Source organism: Azospirillum largimobile (assembly GCF_977007025.2).
On the sequence record NZ_CDRMUA020000005.1, the window covers coordinates 278784 to 299861 of the forward strand.

Sequence of the window (21078 nt, forward strand, 5' to 3'; positions counted from 1 at the left end):
CCTTACAGCTGTTTGAAAATCCGCGTTTCCACCACGACCTGCTCCACCCCGCCGGTGGTCTGGTGGGACGTGGTGCGCAGCGTGACGGCCAGATTGTGGCGTGCGGCCTCCGCCAGGGCGGCGTTGAGGTTGTCCACGGCGTCGCGCACGGACTGGGCGAGTTCGGCGTCGGTCATCGATCCTCCCTGTGACAATCGGTCCCTTATCCTGCCGGTGGAAGCGCTCGGAAGACTCCCTATCGGAAGAGGTAAGGTTCTCTTAATCAGTGTTTGACAGGCTCCCGACCTACCTGGACTGGAGCGCAACCGGCGGCCCTTAGATGCTGCCCGTTCGAGCCGCAGGCCGGCGCGGACCATAAACATTGGGCCTGGGGAATGCGACATGGATGATCTGCTGTCCGAATTTCTGACGGAGACCAACGAAAACCTCTCGGTGCTCGACGTCGAGTTGGTGCGGTTGGAGCAGAATCCCAACAATCCGGAACTGCTGTCGAACATCTTCCGCCTCGTTCACACCATCAAGGGAACCTGCGGCTTCCTCGGCCTGCCCCGCCTGGAAAAGGTGGCGCACGCGTCGGAGAACGTGCTGGGCAAGTTCCGTGACGGCGAGCTGACGATCAATCCGGAAGCGGTTTCGCTGATCCTGCAGGCTCTGGACACCATCAAGAGCCTGCTGGCGGTTCTGGAAGCGACCGAGGCGGAACCGCCCGGCGACGACCTGCCGCTGATCGAGCGGCTGAACCTGTGCGCCGAGGGCAAGCTGGGCGGGCCATCTCCGGCCGCCGCCGCTCCGCCGCCGACCGCTCCCGCAGTCGCCGCCGCGGACGATCGTCCGGCGACGCTGGACGAGTTGGAGGCGCTGTGGAACTCCATCCCGGGTCCCAATGACCCGCCGGCCGCGGCTCCCGCCGTTCCGGCGAGCACGGCGGTCGCCACCCGCGCGCCGGAGCCGGCCGAGGAGCCCGCCCCGTCGCAGGACCTCGTCGTTCCCGATGCCGAGCCGGCCGCCGCCAAGGTGCCGGCCCCGGTCGCCCCGATGGCCGGCGGTTCCGCCGGCGGCAATGCGGGCGGTGCCGATGCGGGTGCCGAGGCCGCGACCAAGGAATCGGCGGTCGCCGCGCAGACCATCCGCGTGAACGTCGACCTGCTCGAAAACCTGATGACCATGGTCTCGGAGCTGGTGCTGACCCGCAACCAGCTGCTCCAGATCCTGCGGTCGCAGAAGGAGAGCGAGTTCGCCGCCCCGCTGCAGCGCCTGAACCATGTGACGTCGGAGCTGCAGGAAGGCGTCATGAAGACGCGCATGCAGCCCATCGGCAACGCCTGGGCCAAGCTGCCGCGCCTGGTGCGCGACCTGGCGCATGAACTGAACAAGAAGATCGACCTCCAGATGCTCGGCGCCGACACCGAGCTGGACCGCCAGGTGCTGGAGCTGATCAAGGACCCGCTGACCCACATGGTGCGCAACAGCGCCGACCATGGCCTGGAGATCCCGGCGGAGCGCCTGAAGTCCGGCAAGTCGGAGACCGGCCGCATCACGCTGAACGCCTATCACGAAGGCGGCCACATCATCATCGAGATCCAGGACGACGGTAAGGGACTTGCCATCGACCGGATCAAGCAGAAGGCGATCCAGAACGGGATGGCGTCGGAGATCGAGCTGGCCTCGATGACCGACCAGCAGATCATCCAGTTCATCATGAAGCCGGGATTCTCCACCGCCGCCAAGGTCACCAACGTGTCGGGCCGCGGCGTCGGCATGGACGTGGTGAAGACCAACATCGAGAAGATCGGCGGCACGATCGAGATCAAGTCGGCCCAGGGCAAGGGGTCGACCTTCGTCATCAAGATCCCGCTGACGCTGGCCATCGTCTCCGCCCTGATCGTCGAGTGCGCGGGCGAACGCTTCGCCATCCCGCAGATCAGCGTGGTCGAGCTGGTGCGTGCCGCCGCCGACAGCGAGCATACGATCGAGCGCCTGAAGGGCACGCCGGTGCTGCGCCTGCGCAACCGCCTGCTGCCGCTGGTCTCGCTGCAGCAGCTGCTGCGGCTGGACGACAGCGAGGACGCCAAGAAGCCGGCGGACGAGACCTTCATCGTCGTCACCCAGGTCGGCACCTACACCTTCGGCATCATGGTCGACCGCGTGTTCGACACCGAGGAAATCGTGGTGAAGCCGGTGGCGCCGATCCTGCGCCACATCGAGATGTTCTCGGGCAATACCATCCTGGGCGACGGCTCGGTCATCATGATCCTGGACCCCAACGGCATCGCGTCGGCCACCGGCGAGATGGCGATGGGCGAGGCTGCGGGCAAGGAGACCACCGCGGTCCAGACCCAGCGCCAGGAGGACAAGATGGCGCTCCTGCTGTTCCGCGCCGGCGAGGGCGCGCCCAAGGCGGTGCCGCTGTCGCTGGTCGCCCGCCTGGAGGACGTCGATCTCGCCACGGTCGAGATGTCGAACGGCCTGCCGGTGGTCCAGTACCGCGGCAAGCTGATGCCTCTGGTGCCGATCGACCCGAACTTCGCCCTGGCCAACGAAGGGCGCCAGCCGGTCCTGGTCTTCGCCGACGGCGACCGCTCGATGGGCCTGATCGTCGACGAGATCGTCGACATCGTGGAGGAGAAGCTGAACGTCCAGCTGGCCGCGGAGCGTCCCGGCCTGATGGGGTCGGCCATCATCGCCGGCAAGGCGACCGAGGTGATCGACGCCGGCTTCTTCCTGACCCAGGCCTACAAGGACTGGTTCGGCTCCTCCGCCCAGGAGGGGTTCGAGGAGGAGAAGCTGCAGCGCGTGCTTCTGGTCGACGACAGCCCCTTCTTCCGCAACCTGCTGACGCCGCTGCTGTCGGTCGCCGGCTACGACGTGACGGCGGTGGAGAATGCCGGCGACGCGCTGGCTCTCTGCGAGGCGGGCGAGGACTTCGACGTCATCGTCTCCGACATCGAGATGCCGGGCATGAGCGGCTTCGACTTCGCCGAGGCTGTTCGCCACGGCAGCCGCTGGCAGGGCGTGCCGATGGTGGCGCTGTCCAGCCACGCCAGCGCCCGCGACCTCGACCGCGGCCGGATCGCCGGCTTCAACGACTATGTCGCCAAGTTCGACCGTGACGCGCTGCTCTTCGCGCTGCAGCAGACGCTGACCGACCAGAAAGGTGCCGCATGAGCAACGCCAAGCTGCCGTCCACCGTCCGGAAGTCGAAGGGCGACGACATCGTCGTCTCCGGCAACCAGGACTATGTGACCATGACGATCGCCGACCAGATGTTCGGCATCCCGGTCCTTCAGGTGCAGGACGTGCTGGGCCATCAGCGGATCACCCGTATCCCGCTGGCTCCGCCGGAGGTCGCCGGGTCGCTGAACCTGCGCGGCCGCATCGTCACCGCGATCGACGTCCGCCTGCGGCTCGGCCTGACCGGCCGGCCGAAGGACAAGCCCGGCATGTCGATCGTCGTCGACCTGCGCGGCGAGCTGTACAGCCTAATGGTCGATTCGGTCGGAGAGGTGCTGAGCCTGACCAAGGAGGACTTCGAACGCAACCCGGCGACGCTGGATCCGCGCTGGCGCGAGGTCTCTACCGGAATTTATAGGCTGAACGGCCAGTTGATGGTTGTGCTGGACGTGCCTCGTCTGCTCAACTTCACAACCATCGAGACGGCCTGACGGTCCGCGGCGTCTTCCCGTCGGGGAAAGGCGCCGCTCCTTCCGGCCGGCTTTTCCGCCGACGAACAGATGACCTGAGGCCCTGCCGCAATGAAATCCTGCCTGGTGGTCGACGACAGCCGCGTGGTCCGCAAGGTCGCACGCAAGATCCTTGAAGAGCTGAACTTCACCTGCACCGAGGCGGAGGACGGCAAACAGGCGATGGAGGCCTGCGCGGCACAGATGCCCGATGCCATCCTGCTGGACTGGAACATGCCGGTGATGACCGGCATCGAGTTCCTGCGCCGGCTGCGCAAGATGAGCGGGGGCGAGCAGCCCAAGGTGGTCTTCTGCACCACCGAGAACGACCTCGCCCACATCCAGGAGGCGCTGTCCGCGGGGGCCAACGAGTACATCATGAAGCCCTTCGACAGCGACATCATCCAGACCAAGTTCGCGCAAGTCGGCTTGCTGTGATCTCCTGCCCGTGCCGGACATGACCGTCCAGCACACGGCCGCCGGGGCATGGGTCGGTCGGGACAGGCTCCCTGTCTGAACGCTGGACAAGCCGCGTTGAACCAGTCGAGTTGAAAGGCGAATCGCCGATATGTCGGACAGTTTTGGCAGAGGCCCCCTCACCACCGCGCGACCGGCCAATCCGGATCCCGTCCGGGTCATGGTGGTGGACGACTCGGCCGTCATCCGCGGCCTGCTGACCCGTGCGCTGGAAGGAGACCCGGACATCCGCGTCGTCACCTCCGTGGGCGACGGTCAGATGGCGGTGAATTCGCTGCAGCGCAACTCGATCGACGTCATCGTTCTGGACATCGAGATGCCGGTGATGGACGGGCTGACCGCCATCCCGAAGCTGCTGGCGGTGGCGCCGCAGGTGAAGATCATCATGGCCTCCACGCTGACGCTGCGCGGGGCCGACGTCTCCATCCGCTGCCTGTCGGCGGGTGCGGCCGATTACATTCCGAAGCCGACCTCCACCCGCGAGATCGGCGGGGCGGAGGACTTCAAGCGCGAGCTGGTCGCCAAGGTCAAGGCGCTGGGCGCCGCGGCGAAGCGCGCCGGGTCGCGCACCCGCGGTGAAATCCGCCCGCTGACCCCGGCGGCTCCGGTCGGGCTGCTCAAGCGCGAGGTCGGGCCGATCACCACCCGCCCGGCCCCGGTCGGCGCCATGGCGGTGAAGCCGGACGTGATCGCCATCGGCAGCTCCACCGGCGGCCCGCAGGCCCTGTTCGAGGTCCTGTCGCACCTGAAGGCCGGCATCAGCCAGCCGATCCTGATCACCCAGCATATGCCGGCGACCTTCACCACCATCCTGGCCGAGCATATCACCCGCCAATGCGGGATCGATGCGCGCGAGGCCAAGGACGGCGAGCCGATCGTGCAGAACCGCTGCTACATCGCCCCCGGCGACTTCCACATGCTGGTGGCGCAGCGCGGCGGGGCCAACGTGATCACGCTCAGCAAGGATCCGCCGGAGAATTTCTGCCGCCCGGCCGTCGACCCGATGATGCGCTCTATCCTGAAGGCCTTCGGCGGCCGCAAGATCCTGGCCTGCATCCTGACCGGCATGGGGCAGGACGGGCTGAAGGGCTGCACCGACGTCGTCAACGGCGGCGGCATGCTGATCGCCCAGGACGAGGCGTCGAGCGTGGTCTGGGGCATGCCGGGTGCCGTGGCGCAAGCCGGCATCTGCAGCGCCATCCTGCCGCTCAAGGAAATCGGTCCCCACATCCGCAAGCTCGCTTCGAGGGCAGCATGAGAGTCGAAGATTTCGACATGTTCTCCACGCTGCTCAAGCAGCGTTCCGGCCTGGTCCTCACCCGCGACAAGGCCTACCTGCTCGAATCCCGGCTGATGCCGGTGGCGCGCAAGTGGAACATGAAGGGCCTGGAGGAGCTGGCGACCACCGTCCGCACCCGCAAGGACGAGGCGCTGCTGCGCGACATCACGGAAGCGATGACGACCAACGAGTCGTCCTTCTTTCGCGACCAGAAGCCCTTCGACCAGTTCAAGCAGCTGGTGTTGCCGAAGCTGATGGAGGCGCGGGCGGCCAAGCGCAGTCTGCGCATCTGGTCGGCCGCCTGTTCTTCGGGGCAGGAAGCCTATTCGCTGTCGATGATCCTCAACGACGAGGCGGCGAAGCTGGCCGGCTGGCGCATCGAGATCGTCGGCACCGACATCTCGGCCGAAATGGTGGAGCGGGCGAAGTCCGGCGTCTACACCCAGTTCGAGGTGCAGCGCGGACTTCCCATCACCATGCTGGTCAAGCACTTCAAGCAGAACGGCGACAAGTGGCAGATCAGCCAGCAGCTGCGCCAGATGGTTTCGTTCCGCGAATGGAACCTGCTGGGCGATTTGTCGGCGCTGGGCCAGTTCGACATCGTCTTCTGCCGCAACGTGCTGATCTATTTCGACCAGCCGACGAAGGCGAAGGTTCTGGAGTCCATCTCCCGCCAGATGCCGCAGGACGGCGTTCTGTATCTGGGCGGTGCGGAAACGGTGCTGGGCATCACCGACAAGTTCAAGCCGGTGGAAGGCCAGCGCGGCCTGTACAGCCTGGGCGGCTTTTCCGCCGCCGGCGCCAAGGTGGCGTGAGAGCCTTCTGGAGAGCGACGGGGGCGGGAGAGCCGCCCCCACTCGATCACTGTAGCTTCAGGCCGACGGCGTGATCGACTTGATTGGCCCGCGCGGGTTGCCGGACATCTCGGCGATCTTGCGGTCCTGCGCCTCGATGAAGGCGCGGATGGAATTCTCGCGGTCGAACTGATCGATGTCGGACGTCGGCACCTTGCGGTTCGAGGTGCGCGCACCGTCCTGGTAGATCACATCGAACAGTGCAAAGGCGTTTTCGACGGGTTGTTTCTTCTGACGGGCCATGGCCTGTCCTCCGTATAATCGCGGTCGGCCGTAGGATCGGCCTTGCGGTCAAGCATTGTTGATATCGGTCTTGGTCTCGGTGTCGGTCGAAACGGCGTCATCCTGCACGTCCGTATCGTCCTGCCCGGTCTGTTCGCCGTCGATCTGAGTGCCGGCACGGCGGGCGGCGACCTCTTCCTCGCGGCGCTGAAGCTTTTCCTGCTTCTTCTGTTCCTTGGCCCGGTTACGCTCGGCCCGCTGCTGGTTGTAGTTCGGTTTGAAAGCCATAGCGGTTCTCCTCTGGGCAGGTCCCGGCGGGGCATAGGCCCGGCGTATGGGCGGCACTGAATGCGCAACACGGAAAAAGGGCACCGGTTTCCCGATGCCCCTCTTTCCGCAGGTCGGCGGTCAGGCGGTCAGACCGCCTTCAGATTTTCCGCCGAGGTCTTGCCGCGCTTGGGATCGCGCTGCTCCTCGTAGGAAATCTTCTGGCCATCGACCAGGCTGCGCAGCCCGGCGCGTTCGACAGCGGAGATGTGAACGAACACATCCGGGCCGCCGCTTTCCGGCTGAATGAAACCGAAGCCCTTGGTGCTGTTGAACCATTTGACGGTGCCGACGGGCATGTCTGTCTCCCATAACGCGAAGGGCGCCGCACCACCGGTGCGGCGCATCAGACTGGATGTGGGATTGGCGGCCCCCGAATGCCCGCAAAGGCATGCTCGCAATGGCGAAAAAAGGGGGGCTGAGCGTGGGGGCGTTTGAACGTCCCGCAGTCCGTAGCAGAATGACCCGCTTTACATGGGAACGCCCGGTCCGGCTTTCAAGGTGAAAGACGTCCGGGCGTTCGATTGTGAGAGCGACAGTGCCGCTCCACCTTTTTCAGTTGGTGGTCAGCCGGCTGCCTGCTGCTGAGGCACGCGCGGCGGCGGCGGCGGATTCGCTTCCGAGATTTCCTCGTGCGGGTCGCGCAGCACGTAACCACGGCCCCACACCGTTTCGATGTAGTTGTCGCCCTGGGTGGCGGCGGCCAGCTTCTTGCGCAGCTTGCAGACGAAGACGTCGATGATCTTCAGTTCCGGCTCGTCCATCCCGCCATAGAGATGGTTCAGGAACATCTCCTTGGTCAGCGTCGTGCCCTTGCGCAGGCTCAACAACTCCAGGATGCCGTATTCCTTGCCGGTGAGGTGCAGCGGCGACTGGTCGACCTCCACCGTGCGGGTGTCGAGGTTGACGGTCAGGCGGCCGGTGCGGATGATGCTGTCGGAATGGCCCTTCGACCGGCGGACGATGGCCTGGATGCGGGCGATCAGTTCGCGCTTGTCGAACGGTTTGGTCAGATAATCGTCAGCGCCGAAGCCCAGGCCCTTGATCTTGTTGTCCATCTCGGTCAGGCCCGAGAGGATCAGGATCGGGGTGGTCACGCGCGCGGCGCGCAGGCGGCGAAGAACCTCGTACCCGTCGATGTCCGGCAGCATCAGGTCGAGAATGATGATGTCATAATCATAGAGCTTGCCGATCTCGAGACCGTCCTCACCCAGGTCGGTAGAGTCGACGATGAATCCTTCCGTGTTCAGCATCAGTTCAATGCTTTTGGCGACGGAGGAATCGTCTTCAACCAGCAGAACCCTCATGGCGATATCCCGACGTTTGATGGCGCGCTTTCGCTACCCGACCCCCGACATGGTCCCCGATCCTTGATGACCGATTTCAACCATCCCGTTTACACAAGTTAACAGACGATTCAGCTTAACGCCAGTGCCAAGCGCTTACACAACGTTAATCCTTCCATCGCAAGATGCGATCATGGTGGTTAACGTCGCCTCCGTCCACAGAACTACCACTTAATAGGAGCGCATCCCGTCTTGGGGATGTCGGTATCCGACCCATGCCGTTCGATTTCGACCAGCTGATCCGCGACATCGACCAGATTCCAGACTGCAGCCGCTATGGCCGCGTCACCGCCGTGTCCGGCCTGATGGTCGAGGTCGGCGGGATCGAGAAGGAATTGTCGGTCGGCGGCCGCTGCATCGTGGAGACGCGCGACCGGCGGCAGGTTCCCTGCGAGGTGGTGGGGTTCCGCCAGGGCCGGGCGCTCGCCATGCCCTTCGGTGCGCTCGACGGGGTGGGGCTGGGCTGCCGGGCGCTGGTGGCGGGCGACCAGGCGATGATCTACCCAACCGATGCCTGGCTCGGCCGTGTCGTCAACGCGCTGGGCGAGCCGGTCGACGGCAAGGGACCGCTGCCCAAGGGGCCGCAGGGCACGCCGATCCGCAACAGCCCGCCCAACGCCCATTCCCGCGCGCGGGTGGGAGGGAAGCTGGATCTGGGCATCCGCGCCGTCAACGCCTTCCTCACCTGCTGCCGCGGCCAGCGCATGGGCATCTTCGCCGGCTCCGGCGTCGGCAAATCGTCGGTCATGTCGATGCTGGCGCGCTTTTCCGCCGCCGAGGTGGCGGTGATCGGGCTGATCGGCGAGCGCGGGCGCGAGTTGCAGGAATTCATCACCGAGGATCTGGGCGAGGAGGGGCTGGCCCGCAGCGTCGTCGTCTGCGCCACCTCCGACGAGGCGCCGCTGATGCGCAAGCAGGCGGCCTACATGACGCTGGCGGTGGCCGAGCATTTCCGCGACCAGGGCCGCGACGTGCTGTGCATGATGGACAGCGTCACCCGCTTCGCCATGGCCCAGCGCGAGATCGGCCTGTCCGCCGGCGAGCCGCCGACGACCAAGGGCTATCCGCCGACCGTCTTCGCCGAGCTGCCACGCCTGCTGGAGCGCGCCGGTCCGGGGGTGGTCGGGTCGGGCACAATCACCGGCCTGTTCACCGTGCTGGTGGACGGCGACGACCACAACGAGCCCATCGCCGACGCCGTGCGCGGCATCCTGGACGGCCACATCGTGATGGAACGCCAGATCGGCGAGCGCGGGCGCTATCCCGCCATCAACATCCTGCGCAGCGTGTCGCGCACCATGCCCGGCTGCAACACGCCGAACGAGAACGAGCTGGTCGGCCATGCCCGGCGCCTGCTGTCGTCCTACGACAACATGGCCGAGATGATCCGGCTGGGAGCCTATCGCCGCGGCTCCGACCCGCAGGTGGACGAGGCGATCCACTTTCAGCCGGCGCTGGAGGCTTTCCTGAAGCAGGGCAAGCGCGAAGCCACCGATCTGGAGACCAGCTACGCCATGCTGGCTGAAATCTTTGGGGTGCAGTGGCCGCAATGAGCCTGAAGACGATCATCCGCCTGCAGAAGCTGCAACTGGACGAGAAGCGTCGCGTCCTGGCGGAACTCCACACGCTGGCCGACCGGCTGCGCAACGAGATCGAGAAGGTGAAGCAGGAGATCGCGCACGAACAGGAAACGGTTCGCGACGATTTCTCCGTCTCCTTCACCTACTCCAACTTCGCCCAGGCGGCGCTGGAGCGCGGCCGCCGGCTCGGCCAGTCGCTGGCCCAGGTGGAGGCGCAGATCGAGATCGCCACCGACGAGATGGCCGAAGCCTTCCAGGAGCTGAAACGCTACGAACTGGCGGAGGAGGAGCGGCAGAAGCGCGAACGCGACAAGCAGAAGCGCAAGGATGCCGGGATGCTGGACGAAACCGCTCTGGTCGGCTTCCGCCGCCGCCAGGCGGAGGAGGAGGCGGCCGGCGGGTGAGTGCCCCGCCGGCCGCGTCGAACCTCCTTACAATTCCGCCACTTCGACCACGCCCGGCACGGCTTTCAGGGCCGAGCGGCTTTGTGCGGTGATGGTGTAGCTGCCGGGCAGTTCGATCTCGACCTCCTTCAGCGGGTCGATCTCCACCAGCACGTTGATCCGGCTCTTGCCGCGCGACAGCCGGTCCAGCGTGGCGCGCAGATGCTCGATCGGCGTGGGATCGCGCAGCACCACGCGCAAGCCGGCGCTGACCGAGGCGACGGCCTCCTCCAGCGGCTTGATCTCCTGGCAGGTCAGGCGGACCTCTTCGCCGTTCAACTGGGCGTCCACCGTCATCAGCACCGGGCGGCCGGGCTCCAGCAGGTCGCGGTTGGCGGCCAGCACCTCGGAGAACAGCGTCACCTCATAGCCGCCGGTGGCGTCCGACAGTTCGACGAAGGCGAAGCGGTTGCCGGACTTGGCGGTCTTCTCCTTCTTCGAGACGACGATGCCCGCCATCTTGTAGCGGGTGGAGCCGCCCTTCGCGATGGCGGTCTGCAACTCGGCGGAGCGCACCACCTTCATGCGGCCGAGCGGGCCGGAATAGGCGTCCAGCGGGTGGGCCGACAGGTAGAAGCCGATGGCGCCGAACTCGTGCTTCAGCTTTTCCAGCGGCTCCCAATCCTTGACCTTGGGCAGGTCGGGTTCGGGCAGGCCGCCGCCCCCACCGCCAAACAGGTTGCCGATGCCGCTGTCGCGCTCCGCCGCCTCCGCCTGGGCATAGCGGATGATGGTCTCAAGTGCCGCATGGACCTGGGCGCGGTTGGGGTTCAGCCCGTCGAAGGCGCCGGCACAGGCGAGATTCTCAAGCTGGCGCTTGTTGATGGTCTTCAGGTCCAGGCGGCGGGCGAAGTCGAACAGGCTCTTGAACGGGCCGTTCTTCCGCCGCTCCTCCACCACCGCCTTCATGGCGGGCAGGCCGACGCCCTTCACGGCGGCCAGCGCGTAGCGCACCGCCTTGGTCCCGTCGGGCAGCTGCTCCACCCCGAAGATGGAGTCGGACCGGTTGATGTCCGGCGTCAGCAGCTTGACGCGCAGCCGGGCCAATTCCTGCCGGAAGACGTTCAGCTTGTCGGTGTTGCCGAGGTCGAGCGTCATCGACGCCGCCATGAACTCCACCGGGTGGTTCGCCTTCAGGTACGCCGTGTGATAGGCGACCAGGGCGTAGGCGGCGGCGTGGGATTTGTTGAAGCCGTAGCCGGCGAACTTCATGACCTGGTCGAAGATCAGGCTGGCCAGCTCCGCCTTCACGCCGCGCGCCTCCGCGCCGTCGCAGAAGATCTTGCGCTGGTTGTCCATCTCCTCCTTGATCTTCTTGCCCATGGCGCGGCGCAGAAGATCGGCGCCGCCCAGCGAATAGCCGGACAGCACCTGGGCGATCTGCATGACCTGTTCCTGGTAGATCATGATCCCGAAGGTCTCCTTCAGGATGCCTTCCAGGCTGTCATGCATGTAGTCGGCTTTTTCCTCGCCGTTCTTCACCCGGATGTATTTCGGGATGTTGTCCATCGGGCCGGGACGATAGAGCGACACCAGCGCGATGATGTCCTCCAACCGGTTCGGCTTCAGCCGGCGCAGCACGTCGCGCATGCCCGAGCTTTCCAGCTGGAACACGCCGGTCGCCTCCGCCCGGCTGAGCAACTGGTAGCTCTTCTCGTCGTCCAGCGGGACGGTGGTCAGGTCCGGCTTCTCGGGGATCAGGTCGACCGCCGTCTTCAGCACGGTCAGCGTCTTCAGGCCGAGGAAGTCGAACTTCACCAGACCGGCCTGTTCGACATACTTCATGTTGAACTGGGTGACCGGCATATCCGAGCGCGGGTCTCGGTAGAGCGGCACCAGTTCCTGCAAGGGCCGGTCGCCGATCACCACGCCGGCGGCATGGGTCGAGGCGTGGCGGAAGAGACCCTCCAGCTTCAGCGCGATGTCGACCAGGTGGCGCACGGTGTCGTCGCTGTCGCGCGCCTGCCGCAGCATCTCCTCGCTGTCCAGCGCCTGCTGCAGCGTCACCGGGTTGGCCGGGTTGTTCGGCACCATCTTGCAGATCTTGTCGACCTGCCCGTAGGGCATCTGCAGGACGCGGCCGACGTCGCGCAGCACGGCGCGCGCCTGCAGCTTACCGAAGGTGATGATCTGGGCGACGCGGTCGTAACCGTACTTGTTCTGGACGTAGCGGATGACCTCTTCGCGGCGGTCCTGGCAGAAGTCGATGTCGAAGTCGGGCATCGACACGCGTTCGGGGTTCAGGAAGCGCTCGAATAGCAAGCCGAAGCGCAGCGGGTCCAAATCGGTGATGGTCAGCGCCCAGGCGACGACGGAGCCGGCGCCCGACCCGCGGCCCGGCCCGACGGGAATGTCGTGGTTCTTCGCCCATTTGATGAAGTCCGACACGATCAGGAAGTAGCCGGGGAACTTCATCTTGACGATGACGTCCAGCTCGAACTCCAGCCGCTCGAAATAGGTCTTGCGGGTCTCCTCGCGCTGTTCCGGCGTCATCTCCGGCGTGAAGACGACCTTTTCCAGCCGCATCTCCAGGCCGGCGCGCGACTGGGCGCGCAGCTCGTCGTCCTCGGTCCGGCCGCCTTCGCAGGCGAAGGGGGGCAGGATCGGCTTGATCGGCTTTAGCAGGAAGGAGCAGCGCCGGGCGATGGCGACCGTGTTGTCCACCGCCTCCGGCAGGTCGGCGAACAGCAGCCGCATCTCCTCCGCCGACTTGAAGCGATGGTCAGGGGTCAGGCGGCGGCGGTCCTCCTGGCTGAGATAGGCGCCCTCGGCGATGCAGAGCAGCGCGTCGTGCGCCTCGTACATGTCGGCGGTGGCGAAATAGCAATCGTTGGTGGCGACCAGCGGCAGGTCGTGCTTGTAGGCGAGGTCGATCAGCGCCGGCTCGATGGCGTTCTCGATGGTGGCGAAATGGCCGCGCCCGCCTTCGTGCCGCTGCAGCTCGACATAGAGGCGGCCGGGGAACAGCCGCTTCAGCCGTTCCAGAACGTCGAGCGCCAGATCCTTCTGCCCCTCATGCAGCAGCCGGCCGATGGAGCCGCCGGGGCCGCCGGTCAGCGCGATCAGCCCGGCGGACCGGCCCTCCAGCGCGTCCAGCGTCACCTGCGGGCCGGCCAGCGGGTCCGATTCGAGGAAGGCCTTGGACACCAGAGCCGTCAGGTTGCGGTAGCCCTCCTCGTTCTGGCAGAGCAGGACGAGCTGGTCGGGGGTCGCCGCCGCCTTGCCGGGCAGGCCGGGTTTCGTCTGGGCCGGGCCGACGCGGGTGATGCCCAGAACGGTGCCGATGATCGGCTGCACGCCGGCATCCGAGGCCGCCAGCGCGAATTCCAGCGCGCCGAACAGGTTGCCGGTGTCGGTGACCGCGACGGCCGGCATCTGCTGCTTGAGGCAGAGCTTGACCAGTTCCTTCACCTTGATGGCGCCTTCCGACAGCGAATAGGCGGAATGGACGCGCAGGTGGATGAAGTCGGCGTGGGGCATGGCAACCGGGGGCTTGCTGCGACAGGGCCCCCGGTTCTAGCACAGGCGGGGCGGTCGCCGCGACGGTCGCCGGATGCATGCGAACGTGGTATGCAGATCGCCGCATCACGTTCAGGGATGGGGAGGACGCCGCGATGGATCGGCCGCACCTTGCACCCGTCGTCCGACTGCGGCCGGCCTTCATGAGCCGCCGCGCCGTCCGGGCGGCGACGCCTTTGGCCCTGCTGACCGGCCTCGTGCTGGCGCTTGCCGCCTGCGAGACGGTGCCGCCTCCTCCGGCCCCGCCGCCGCCCGCCGCCGGGTTGCCGGACGGACCGGCCAAGCCCTTCAGCGCCGGCAAGGGCTGGACCGTCACCATCCACACGCCCCCCGGCGGCAAGGCCTTCTGCGTCGCGGAGCGCGGGATTGCGATCGGCCAGGACGCCGCTCCGCGCCTGACCTTCCGCACCGCCTCGACCGAATCGGGTTTCATCCTGTCGGGCTTCGCCCCTTCGGACAGCGGAGCGGCGGTGAAGCCCGGCGAGCGTTACGATCTGGCGGCCAGCCTGGACCAGGGATCGCGGATGTCGCTGAGCGCCCGCGGCCTGCCCAACGGCAGCCTCTATGTCGCCATCCCGACCAAGAGCTTCCTGGAGGATCTGGAGCCGCTGGCCCGCGCCCGCCGGGTCAGCTTCCGCAGCAGCGGCCTGGGCGATATCGGCACGATGGTGCTGGCGGGGTCGTCCTGGGCGATCAACGCGTCGGACGAATGCCGAATTCTGCATGCCGATCCGTGACGGGACCGCGCAGGTCAGACCCGCGCGCCGCGCGCCTCACCGCGACACCATCCGAGCGGAGAGGGCGGCAAAAGCCCCTCTCCCCTTGCGGGAGAGGGGTTGGGGTGAGGGGACGCAAATCCAGGATTTCCAACGGCCTGTAGCCGTCTGTACCCCTCATCCCAACCCTTCTCCCGCAAGGGGAGAAGGGCTTTCCGGCTGGGAGTCGGCTGAGCGGCCCATCGGCTCAGCCCAGGCGGTAGCGTCCAACCTCCGATTGACCGGCCCGGCGGCGCCCGTTTAGCTTGCCGATCATGCGTGCTTCCCACATTTTGCTCGCGGTGGCGGTCGCCGCCGTCTGGGGCTTCAACTTCGTCGCGATCAAGGTCGGATTGCGCGATTTCCCGCCGCTGCTCTTCTCCTGCCTGCGTTTCGCGCTGGCGGCGCTGCCGATCCTGGTGCTGGGCTGGGCCAAGGGGCCGCCGGTGCCCTGGAAATTCGTGATCGGAATCGGCGTGATGCTGGGCGTGGTGAAGTTTCCGCTGCTGTTCCTGGGAATCGACGTCGGCATGCCGGCCGGGCTCGCCTCGCTGGTTTTGCAGGCGCAGGCCTTCTTCACCGCAATCTTCGCCGCCCTGGTGCTGGGCGACCGGCCTGGGCCGCGGCAGATCGCCGGCATGGTCGTCGCCTTTGCCGGAGTCGGCTTGATCGCGCTGGAGATGCCGGCGGGCGACTCGCTGCTCGGCCTTGCCCTGACGCTGGCGGCGGCGGCGGCCTGGGGCGTGTCGAACATCGTAATGAAGCAGGCCAAGGCGCCCGACCTGTTCAGCCTGATGGTCTGGGTCAGCCTGATCCCGCCGTTGCCGCTGCTGGCGATGTCGCTGGCGCTGGAGGGGCCGGAGCGCATTGTCCACGCCTTCACCACCCTGACGATCGTCGGCGTCGGCTCGCTGGTTTACATCGCGGCGGGGGCGACGCTGTTCGGCTTCGCCGCCTGGGGCTTCCTGATGCGGCATTATCCGGCCAGCCTCGTCGCCCCCTTCTCGCTGCTCGTGCCCATCTTCGGCATGAGTTCCAGCGCGCTCCTTCTGGGTGAGACCTTCACCGCGGCCAAGCTGGCCGGCGGGCTGCTGGTCTTCGCCGGCCTTGCCCTGTCGGTGCTGAAGCTGCCGGGACCCATGCGGGCGCGGGCCTGATCCGGCGGCTTGCCGGTTTGGCGGTTGCGGCCGTCAAGGTCCTATTAGCCTTGACGGTCTTGACGGGACGGTACGGCGTCCGGATCATTCCAGTCGATAAGTTAGACACTACACCATAGGCGTGCCTTGATCTCTTCCGACAGGATGGCGCGACCGGACGGCGGGCTGCCGAAGTCCCCGATCGGGCAGTGGCTGGCCCATCTGCGCGCCAGCCGGCCGCTTCGCCTCCTTCTGCTGATCGGCGGGCTGTCGGTCGCCGTCCTGCTGGCGGCGACGGTCCACTATATCGGCAGCATGCACGAGCGCGAGATGGAGGGGGCGGAGCGCGAGCTGTCGACCCTGAACCTGTCGCTGGCCGAACAGACGACCCGCGCGATGCAGAGCGTCGATCTGGTCCTGACCACCATCATCGACCAGATGAAGTCGGAGGGGATCGCCACGCCCGGCGACTATGTCCGCCGGATGGGCGGGCGCGACACCTACCAGATGCTGCGGGCGCGGATCTCCGGCCTGCCGCAGCTGGACGCGGTGACGATGATCGCGGCCGACGGGCACCTGATCAATTTCTCGCGCTATTACCCGATTCCGCCGGTCAACGTGGCCGACCGCGATTACTTCGCCTATCTGCGCGACCACGACACCGCGGAGCCCTTCATCAGCGAACCGGTGCAGAACCGCGGCAACGGCAGCTGGACCATCTATCTGGCCCGCCGCATCAGCGGGCCGGACGGCACCTTCGTCGGCCTCGTGCTGGGCGCCATCGAGCTCAGCTATTTTGAACGGCTGTACAAGGCGCTGCAGCCCGACGGCGACGGAAGCATCAGCCTGTGGCGGCGCGACGGCATCCTGCTGGCCCGCTATCCGTTCCTGCCCGACATCGGCCGACCGCTGGGCCAGCGCCTCTTCCTGGAGGTGCTGCAGAAGGCCCGGTCGGGCGTCTATCTCGCCCCAGTCGGGTTGAATGACGGACCGCGGATGGTGGCGACGCGGGCGCTGGCCGATTATCCGCTGGTCGTCAACGTCACCCGCAAGCTGGAGGCGGTGCTGAGCGAGTGGCGCATCCAGGCCTGGACCATCGGGGCCGCCGGCACCATCGGCGTCGCCGCGCTGCTGCTGTCCTTATGGGCGCTGGCCCGCCAGTTCAGCGCCTACGAGGCGGCGACGCAGGCGATGGACGCCGCCCGCCTTGCGGTGGAGGGACGCGAACAGGCGGAGCACGCCCTGCGCCAGAGCCAGAAGATGGAGGCAATCGGCCAGCTGACCGGCGGCGTCGCCCATGATTTCAACAACCTGCTCCAGGCCATCGGCATCAACCTGCATGTCATCGACAGCCGAAGCGACGACGAGCGCATCACCGGCCCGGCCCGTCTGGCCCTGCAGGCGGTGGAGCGGGGCGCCACCCTGACCCAGCATCTGCTGGCCTTCTCGCGCCGGCAGCAGCTTCGGCCGATGCCGGTCGACGTCGCCGGGCTGGTGGAGCGGGTCAGCCGCCTGCTCGGCCGCACGCTGGGCCAGTCGGTGCGGATCGAGGTGGAGGTCGCGCCCGGCCTCTGGCCGGCGATGATCGACCCGACCCAGCTGGAAATGGCCCTGCTGAATCTCGCACTGAACGCCCGCGACGCCATGCCCGGCGGCGGCATGCTGTGGATCACGGCCGCCAACCGGACGGTCGCCGCCGATGCGGTGCCCAACCTCTCTGCCGGGGACTATGTGGTGCTGAAGGTGTGCGACACCGGCACCGGCATGCCGGCCGAGGTCGCCGCCCGCGCCTTCGAACCCTTCTTCACCACCAAGGAGGTCGGGCGCGGCACCGGGCTGGGGCTCAGCATGGTGCATGGGCTGGCGACCCAGTCGGGCGGCGGGGTGGAACTGGACAGCCGGCCGGGGCGGGGCACCACGGTGACGCTCTACCTGCCGCGCGCCCTCACGGAACCGGCCGCCGCGCCGGCCGGGGGAGCGGGAGCGGGGGAAACCGCGGCGAACGTAATCGGCAGCGGGGGCGATGTCGCTGCCGGGGGCGGCTGCGCCGTCCTTCTGGTGGATGACGAGGAACTGGTGCGCACCGCCACCGCCGAATATCTGGCGCAGGCCGGCTTCTCGGTGCGGGAGGCGGCCGACGCGGCGGCGGCGCTGTCCCTGCTCGACCACGGCTTCCGGCCGGACGTGATCGTCACCGACCACATGATGCCGGGAATGACCGGTCTGGACATGGCCCGCGCCCTGCGCGCCCGGCAGGACGCCACGCCGATCCTGATGGTCACCGGCTATGCCCAGGATCTGACCACCACCGCCGCAGCCCAGGAAGTGGCGCTGACCGTGCTGTCCAAGCCGGTGGAACCGTCGCGGCTGGCCCGCTCCATCCGCCACATGGCGGCGGCCGAGGATTGAACGCCCGCCGGGGCCTCACGGCGACGGCAGGGGAGGGAACAGACGGGGATGTACCGCGTTGGAAGGGGCATCCCACCCCCAATGTCCTCCGGAGCAGCCATGAACGCCCAATCCTCGATCCGCCATGCCTATGACAGCGTCTTCGAAGGCCACACCAACATGGGCATGGGTGAGCGCATCGTCTCGACCGGTCTCGGCCTTGCCGTCGCGGCGGGCGGCCTGCGCAAGGGCGCCAGCATTCCCGGCGCCATCATGGGGCTGGTCGGGGCCGCCCTGGTCGCCCGCGGCATGAGCGGCCACTGCCCGGTGAAGGAGCGTCTTTCCGGCGACCACCAGGGCGCGCTGGGCCATCATGGCTCCCACGGCTCCTACGATTCCGGTTCCGGCAGCATGAGCCGGTCGCGGATGGCGGAGACCTACTGACGGCAACGGCGGCCGCGCCCTGAACCGCGTCGCAATCCATTCACCGGCCGTCACAGTCCATTCACGGGAATGAGCGACGCCATTAACCCTGATGGTGAATTGTTGGGCAGACCAGCGACGGGGTGAAGACCGGGCGCCGCGGGTGTGACATCCTGCGGGACCCGGGTTGCAGCCCCCGACCTGTCGTCCCGCTCAGGAGATTCACCGCATGTGGTTTCCCGCTTTACGGTCCCGTTCCTCCATCGCGGCGGTGGCTGCGCTCTGCGTCGGCTCGGCCCTGGTCCTGCCGGCTCCGGTCCTTGCCCAGAAGGCTCCCCAACAGGCTCCGGCAGCCGCCCCCGCCGCCACCTCGGCCCCGGCATCGGTCCGCTACGACGTCGGCTACGACATTTTCTATCCCGTCCGTTCGCAGAACGGGATGGTGGCCTCGGAGCACAGGCTGGCGACGGAGATCGGCGTCGATATCCTCAAGCGCGGCGGGAACGCGGTCGACGCGGCGGTCGCCGTCGGCTTCGCGCTGGCGGTGGTTCTGCCCAACGCCGGCAATGTCGGCGGCGGCGGATTCATGATCGTCCATGACGCGGCCAGCGGGAAGGACGTCGCCATCGACTTCCGCGAGATGGCGCCGGCCAAGGCCTTCCGCGACATGTATCTGGACGCGCAGGGCAAGGTGGTCCCGGACCGCTCGCTCTACACCCATCTGGCGGTGGGCATTCCCGGCACGGTCGCCGGGCTTGCCCACGCGCTGGAGAAATACGGCACGATGACGCTGGCCGACGTGCTGGCCCCGGCGATCAGGCTGGCGCGCGAGGGCCACACCGTCACCCCGCAGCTTGCCGGCCTGCTGGAGGTCGAACGCGACCACCTGGCCAAATGGGACGCCACCCGCGCAGTCTTCTTCAAGGGCGACCGCCCGGTGACCGCCGGGGAGACGCTGGTCAACGCCGACCTCGCCAACTCGCTGGAGATGATCGCCCGACAGGGGCCGAAGGCCTTCTACGAGGGGGAGATCGCCGAGAAGATCGCGGCGGAGATGGCCAAACATGGCGGCGCCATCACCAAGGAGGACCTGAAGGCCTACAAGGTGGTGGAGCGCGAGCCGGTCAGCGGCAGCTATCGCGGCTATACGGTGAAGTCGATGCCGCCGCCCAGCTCCGGCGGGACGCACATCATCCAGATGCTGAACATGCTGGAACGCTGGCCGCTGAAGGAGTACGGCCCGGCCAGTGCCCGGTCGATCCATCTGATGGCTGAGTCCATGAAGCTCGCCTATGCCGACCGCTCCGAATATCTGGGCGATCCCGACTTCACCAAGGTGCCGGTGAAGGGCCTGACCTCGCGCAAATATGCCGACGAGTTGGCGGCGAAGATCGATCCGGAAAAGGCGACCCCGGCCAGCAGCATCAAGCCCGGCAAGCCGGCCCCCTACGAGAGCGACCAGACCACCCATTACTCGGTGGCGGACAGCCGGGGCAACGTGGTCAGCACCACCTACACGCTGAACCTCAATTTCGGCAGCGGCATCGTCGCCGCGGGCACCGGCATCCTGCTGAACAACGAGATGGACGACTTCTCGGCCAAGCCGGGCGTGCCCAACGCCTTCGGGCTGATCGGCGGCGACGCCAACGCCATTCAGCCTTTCAAGCGGCCGCTCAGCTCCATGTCGCCGACCATCGTGCTGAAGGACGGCAAGCCCTGGCTGGTCACCGGCAGCCCCGGCGGCAGCCGCATCATCACCACCACCATGGAAACGGTGATCGACCACATCGACTTCGGCATGAACCCGGCCGAGGCCGCCGCCCTGCCGCGCGTTCATCACCAGTGGACCCCCGACGAGCTGCGGGTGGAGAAGGGCCTGAGCCCCGACACCGTCCGCCTGCTGGAGCAGATGGGCCACAAGGTCGCGGTGAAGCCGACGATGGGCCGCACCCAGACCATCCAGCTGCGCGAGGACGGGCTGTACGGCTATTCCGACCCGCGCAACCCCGACGGCATGACGCTGGGATACTGACGAGAGGGGGGCGGACGGCAGAATGGACGCCCGGCGCAGGCCGGGCGTTACAATTCCCGTGTACAAAGAAAAAGCGTCGTGCTTTGGTAACCTTTGATCCGCCGTGCCGGGGGGCACGGGGTCGCGAGGGCTCGGGCTCGTTCGGATAAGGCAACGGAACAGTTGGCTTAAGGCGGGCCGGTCGGTTAGCCTTTGCAGGAGTGAACCGGAGCATTTGCCGTGGACAAGGCCTTGGTCGAAAAGAACCGCGAGTGGACCTATCAGCGTGAAGGAAAGCAGCCCGTCACCATCCGGGTCGCAGATTTCGAACGCGAGGGGAAGCGCATCGTCGCCTTCCTGGAACAGACCGACATCGCCAAGGCGGCCGGGTCGCCCCAGCCGGCCGTGAACGATTGGCCGGGCATTGCCGAAGCCTATGCGAAGGAACAGGGCGTCGCGCTCGGCGACATCTATTGGTACGAGCTGCACCCGCGCCGCTTCGCCAACGGCCGTCCCAATGTGTCGGAATACCGTCCTGGCACGGCCGAATGGCGGTTCGAGACCAGCATCCCGCTCGCCCGCGCCATCGTGGAGCAGCTGGGCTTCGACCCCGACAACCTGCCGCTCGACATCTGAGC

19 protein-coding genes are annotated in these 21078 nt (G+C 67.0%); 13 read left to right on the forward strand and 6 right to left on the reverse strand.

Annotation, left to right across the window (positions count from 1 at the left end):
* Window positions 1-2 precede the first annotated feature (2 nt).
* Entirely contained in the window at window positions 3-176 is a 174-nt protein-coding gene (locus ACWPKK_RS26015) for a hypothetical protein (RefSeq protein WP_452010208.1), read from the reverse strand.
* Window positions 177-381: 205 nt separating this feature from the next.
* Between ACWPKK_RS26015 and ACWPKK_RS26020 the strand changes: the two genes are divergently transcribed.
* The 5 genes from ACWPKK_RS26020 to ACWPKK_RS26040 all read left to right on the forward strand — a co-directional run bounded on the left by ACWPKK_RS26020 (window position 382) and on the right by ACWPKK_RS26040 (window position 6251).
* Complete coding sequence (locus ACWPKK_RS26020) at window positions 382-3165, forward strand: hybrid sensor histidine kinase/response regulator (protein WP_452010210.1); 2784 nt, start codon at window positions 382-384, stop codon at window positions 3163-3165.
* Window positions 3162-3662, forward strand: coding sequence for a chemotaxis protein CheW (locus tag ACWPKK_RS26025; protein ID WP_111070250.1), 501 nt, complete (start codon window positions 3162-3164; stop codon window positions 3660-3662). Before ACWPKK_RS26020 ends, ACWPKK_RS26025 begins: the two co-directional genes overlap by 4 nt.
* Window positions 3663-3752: 90 nt before the next feature.
* Entirely contained in the window at window positions 3753-4118 is a 366-nt protein-coding gene (locus tag ACWPKK_RS26030; RefSeq protein WP_014189670.1) for a response regulator, read from the forward strand.
* Between the two features lie 130 nt (window positions 4119-4248).
* Window positions 4249-5415 (forward strand): protein-glutamate methylesterase/protein-glutamine glutaminase, encoded by a 1167-nt coding sequence (locus tag ACWPKK_RS26035; RefSeq protein ID WP_324868988.1) that lies wholly within the window; start codon window positions 4249-4251, stop codon window positions 5413-5415.
* Complete coding sequence (locus ACWPKK_RS26040; protein ID WP_149222955.1) at window positions 5412-6251, forward strand: CheR family methyltransferase; 840 nt, start codon at window positions 5412-5414, stop codon at window positions 6249-6251. The genes ACWPKK_RS26035 and ACWPKK_RS26040 overlap by 4 nt, the downstream gene beginning before the upstream one ends.
* A gap of 57 nt (window positions 6252-6308) precedes the next feature.
* Here the strand turns inward: ACWPKK_RS26040 and ACWPKK_RS26045 are convergent, their stop codons facing one another.
* The 4 genes from ACWPKK_RS26045 to ctrA all read right to left on the reverse strand — a co-directional run bounded on the left by ACWPKK_RS26045 (window position 6309) and on the right by ctrA (window position 8146).
* Entirely contained in the window at window positions 6309-6533 is a 225-nt protein-coding gene (locus ACWPKK_RS26045; protein ID WP_014189667.1) for a hypothetical protein, read from the reverse strand.
* Window positions 6534-6581: 48 nt separating this feature from the next.
* Window positions 6582-6800 carry a hypothetical protein gene (locus ACWPKK_RS26050; RefSeq protein ID WP_324868987.1) on the reverse strand — a complete coding sequence of 73 codons (219 nt, stop codon included), beginning with the start codon at window positions 6798-6800 and terminating at the stop codon, window positions 6582-6584.
* Between the two features lie 128 nt (window positions 6801-6928).
* On the reverse strand, window positions 6929-7138 hold the full coding sequence (locus ACWPKK_RS26055) for a cold-shock protein (RefSeq protein ID WP_012977930.1): 210 nt from the start codon (window positions 7136-7138) through the stop codon (window positions 6929-6931).
* 267 nt (window positions 7139-7405) lie between these two features.
* Window positions 7406-8146 carry a response regulator transcription factor CtrA gene (ctrA, locus tag ACWPKK_RS26060; protein WP_014189665.1) on the reverse strand — a complete coding sequence of 247 codons (741 nt, stop codon included), beginning with the start codon at window positions 8144-8146 and terminating at the stop codon, window positions 7406-7408.
* A 254-nt stretch (window positions 8147-8400) separates the two neighbouring features.
* Between ctrA and fliI the strand changes: the two genes are divergently transcribed.
* Together fliI and ACWPKK_RS26070 are read left to right on the forward strand one after the other, a co-directional pair.
* The gene (gene fliI / locus ACWPKK_RS26065; protein WP_452010215.1) at window positions 8401-9738 is read left to right on the forward strand and encodes a flagellar protein export ATPase FliI; all 1338 of its coding nucleotides are present in this window, start codon (window positions 8401-8403) and stop codon (window positions 9736-9738) included.
* The gene (locus tag ACWPKK_RS26070; RefSeq protein ID WP_452010218.1) at window positions 9735-10169 is read left to right on the forward strand and encodes a flagellar export protein FliJ; all 435 of its coding nucleotides are present in this window, start codon (window positions 9735-9737) and stop codon (window positions 10167-10169) included. Before fliI ends, ACWPKK_RS26070 begins: the two co-directional genes overlap by 4 nt.
* Before the next feature lie 27 nt (window positions 10170-10196).
* On the opposite strand, the gene dnaE is transcribed toward ACWPKK_RS26070, so the two are convergent.
* Window positions 10197-13688 (reverse strand): DNA polymerase III subunit alpha, encoded by a 3492-nt coding sequence (gene dnaE / locus ACWPKK_RS26075; RefSeq protein ID WP_452010220.1) that lies wholly within the window; start codon window positions 13686-13688, stop codon window positions 10197-10199.
* A 134-nt stretch (window positions 13689-13822) separates the two neighbouring features.
* On the opposite strand from dnaE, the gene ACWPKK_RS26080 reads away from it, so the two are divergent.
* From ACWPKK_RS26080 to ACWPKK_RS26105, 6 genes are all read left to right on the forward strand, one after another.
* On the forward strand, window positions 13823-14464 hold the full coding sequence (locus ACWPKK_RS26080; RefSeq protein WP_452010222.1) for a hypothetical protein: 642 nt from the start codon (window positions 13823-13825) through the stop codon (window positions 14462-14464).
* A gap of 293 nt (window positions 14465-14757) precedes the next feature.
* Window positions 14758-15639, forward strand: a complete 882-nt coding sequence (locus ACWPKK_RS26085) for an EamA family transporter (RefSeq protein WP_452010224.1) — start codon at window positions 14758-14760, stop codon at window positions 15637-15639.
* A 144-nt stretch (window positions 15640-15783) separates the two neighbouring features.
* Window positions 15784-18027, forward strand: a complete 2244-nt coding sequence (locus tag ACWPKK_RS26090) for a response regulator (protein WP_452010227.1) — start codon at window positions 15784-15786, stop codon at window positions 18025-18027.
* Window positions 18028-18126: 99 nt separating this feature from the next.
* Window positions 18127-18450 (forward strand): YgaP family membrane protein, encoded by a 324-nt coding sequence (locus ACWPKK_RS26095; RefSeq protein ID WP_452010230.1) that lies wholly within the window; start codon window positions 18127-18129, stop codon window positions 18448-18450.
* 208 nt (window positions 18451-18658) lie between these two features.
* Window positions 18659-20461 (forward strand): gamma-glutamyltransferase, encoded by a 1803-nt coding sequence (ggt, locus tag ACWPKK_RS26100; protein ID WP_452010232.1) that lies wholly within the window; start codon window positions 18659-18661, stop codon window positions 20459-20461.
* Between the two features lie 219 nt (window positions 20462-20680).
* A complete protein-coding gene (locus ACWPKK_RS26105) occupies window positions 20681-21076 on the forward strand; it encodes a hypothetical protein (protein ID WP_149222966.1) in 396 nt (131 codons plus the stop codon).
* The last annotated feature ends 2 nt before the right edge of the window (window positions 21077-21078 follow it).

Bases quoted from the DNA above. Each gene is read 5' to 3' on its own strand.
- ACWPKK_RS26080 (WP_452010222.1), top strand. From the start codon at position 13,823: ATGGATCGGCCGCACCTTGCACCCGTCGTCCGACTGCGGCCGGCCTTC.
- ACWPKK_RS26045 (WP_014189667.1), bottom strand. From the start codon at position 6,533: ATGGCCCGTCAGAAGAAACAACCCGTCGAAAACGCCTTTGCACTGTTC.
- ACWPKK_RS26085 (WP_452010224.1), top strand. From the start codon at position 14,758: ATGCGTGCTTCCCACATTTTGCTCGCGGTGGCGGTCGCCGCCGTCTGG.
- ACWPKK_RS26055 (WP_012977930.1), bottom strand. From the start codon at position 7,138: ATGCCCGTCGGCACCGTCAAATGGTTCAACAGCACCAAGGGCTTCGGT.
- dnaE (WP_452010220.1), bottom strand. From the start codon at position 13,688: ATGCCCCACGCCGACTTCATCCACCTGCGCGTCCATTCCGCCTATTCG.
- ggt (WP_452010232.1), top strand. From the start codon at position 18,659: ATGTGGTTTCCCGCTTTACGGTCCCGTTCCTCCATCGCGGCGGTGGCT.
- ACWPKK_RS26040 (WP_149222955.1), top strand. From the start codon at position 5,412: ATGAGAGTCGAAGATTTCGACATGTTCTCCACGCTGCTCAAGCAGCGT.
- ACWPKK_RS26050 (WP_324868987.1), bottom strand. From the start codon at position 6,800: ATGGCTTTCAAACCGAACTACAACCAGCAGCGGGCCGAGCGTAACCGG.
- ACWPKK_RS26025 (WP_111070250.1), top strand. From the start codon at position 3,162: ATGAGCAACGCCAAGCTGCCGTCCACCGTCCGGAAGTCGAAGGGCGAC.
- ACWPKK_RS26095 (WP_452010230.1), top strand. From the start codon at position 18,127: ATGAACGCCCAATCCTCGATCCGCCATGCCTATGACAGCGTCTTCGAA.
- ACWPKK_RS26035 (WP_324868988.1), top strand. From the start codon at position 4,249: ATGTCGGACAGTTTTGGCAGAGGCCCCCTCACCACCGCGCGACCGGCC.
- ACWPKK_RS26090 (WP_452010227.1), top strand. From the start codon at position 15,784: ATGGCGCGACCGGACGGCGGGCTGCCGAAGTCCCCGATCGGGCAGTGG.
- fliI (WP_452010215.1), top strand. From the start codon at position 8,401: ATGCCGTTCGATTTCGACCAGCTGATCCGCGACATCGACCAGATTCCA.
- ACWPKK_RS26020 (WP_452010210.1), top strand. From the start codon at position 382: ATGGATGATCTGCTGTCCGAATTTCTGACGGAGACCAACGAAAACCTC.
- ACWPKK_RS26070 (WP_452010218.1), top strand. From the start codon at position 9,735: ATGAGCCTGAAGACGATCATCCGCCTGCAGAAGCTGCAACTGGACGAG.
- ACWPKK_RS26030 (WP_014189670.1), top strand. From the start codon at position 3,753: ATGAAATCCTGCCTGGTGGTCGACGACAGCCGCGTGGTCCGCAAGGTC.
- ctrA (WP_014189665.1), bottom strand. From the start codon at position 8,146: ATGAGGGTTCTGCTGGTTGAAGACGATTCCTCCGTCGCCAAAAGCATT.
- ACWPKK_RS26015 (WP_452010208.1), bottom strand. From the start codon at position 176: ATGACCGACGCCGAACTCGCCCAGTCCGTGCGCGACGCCGTGGACAAC.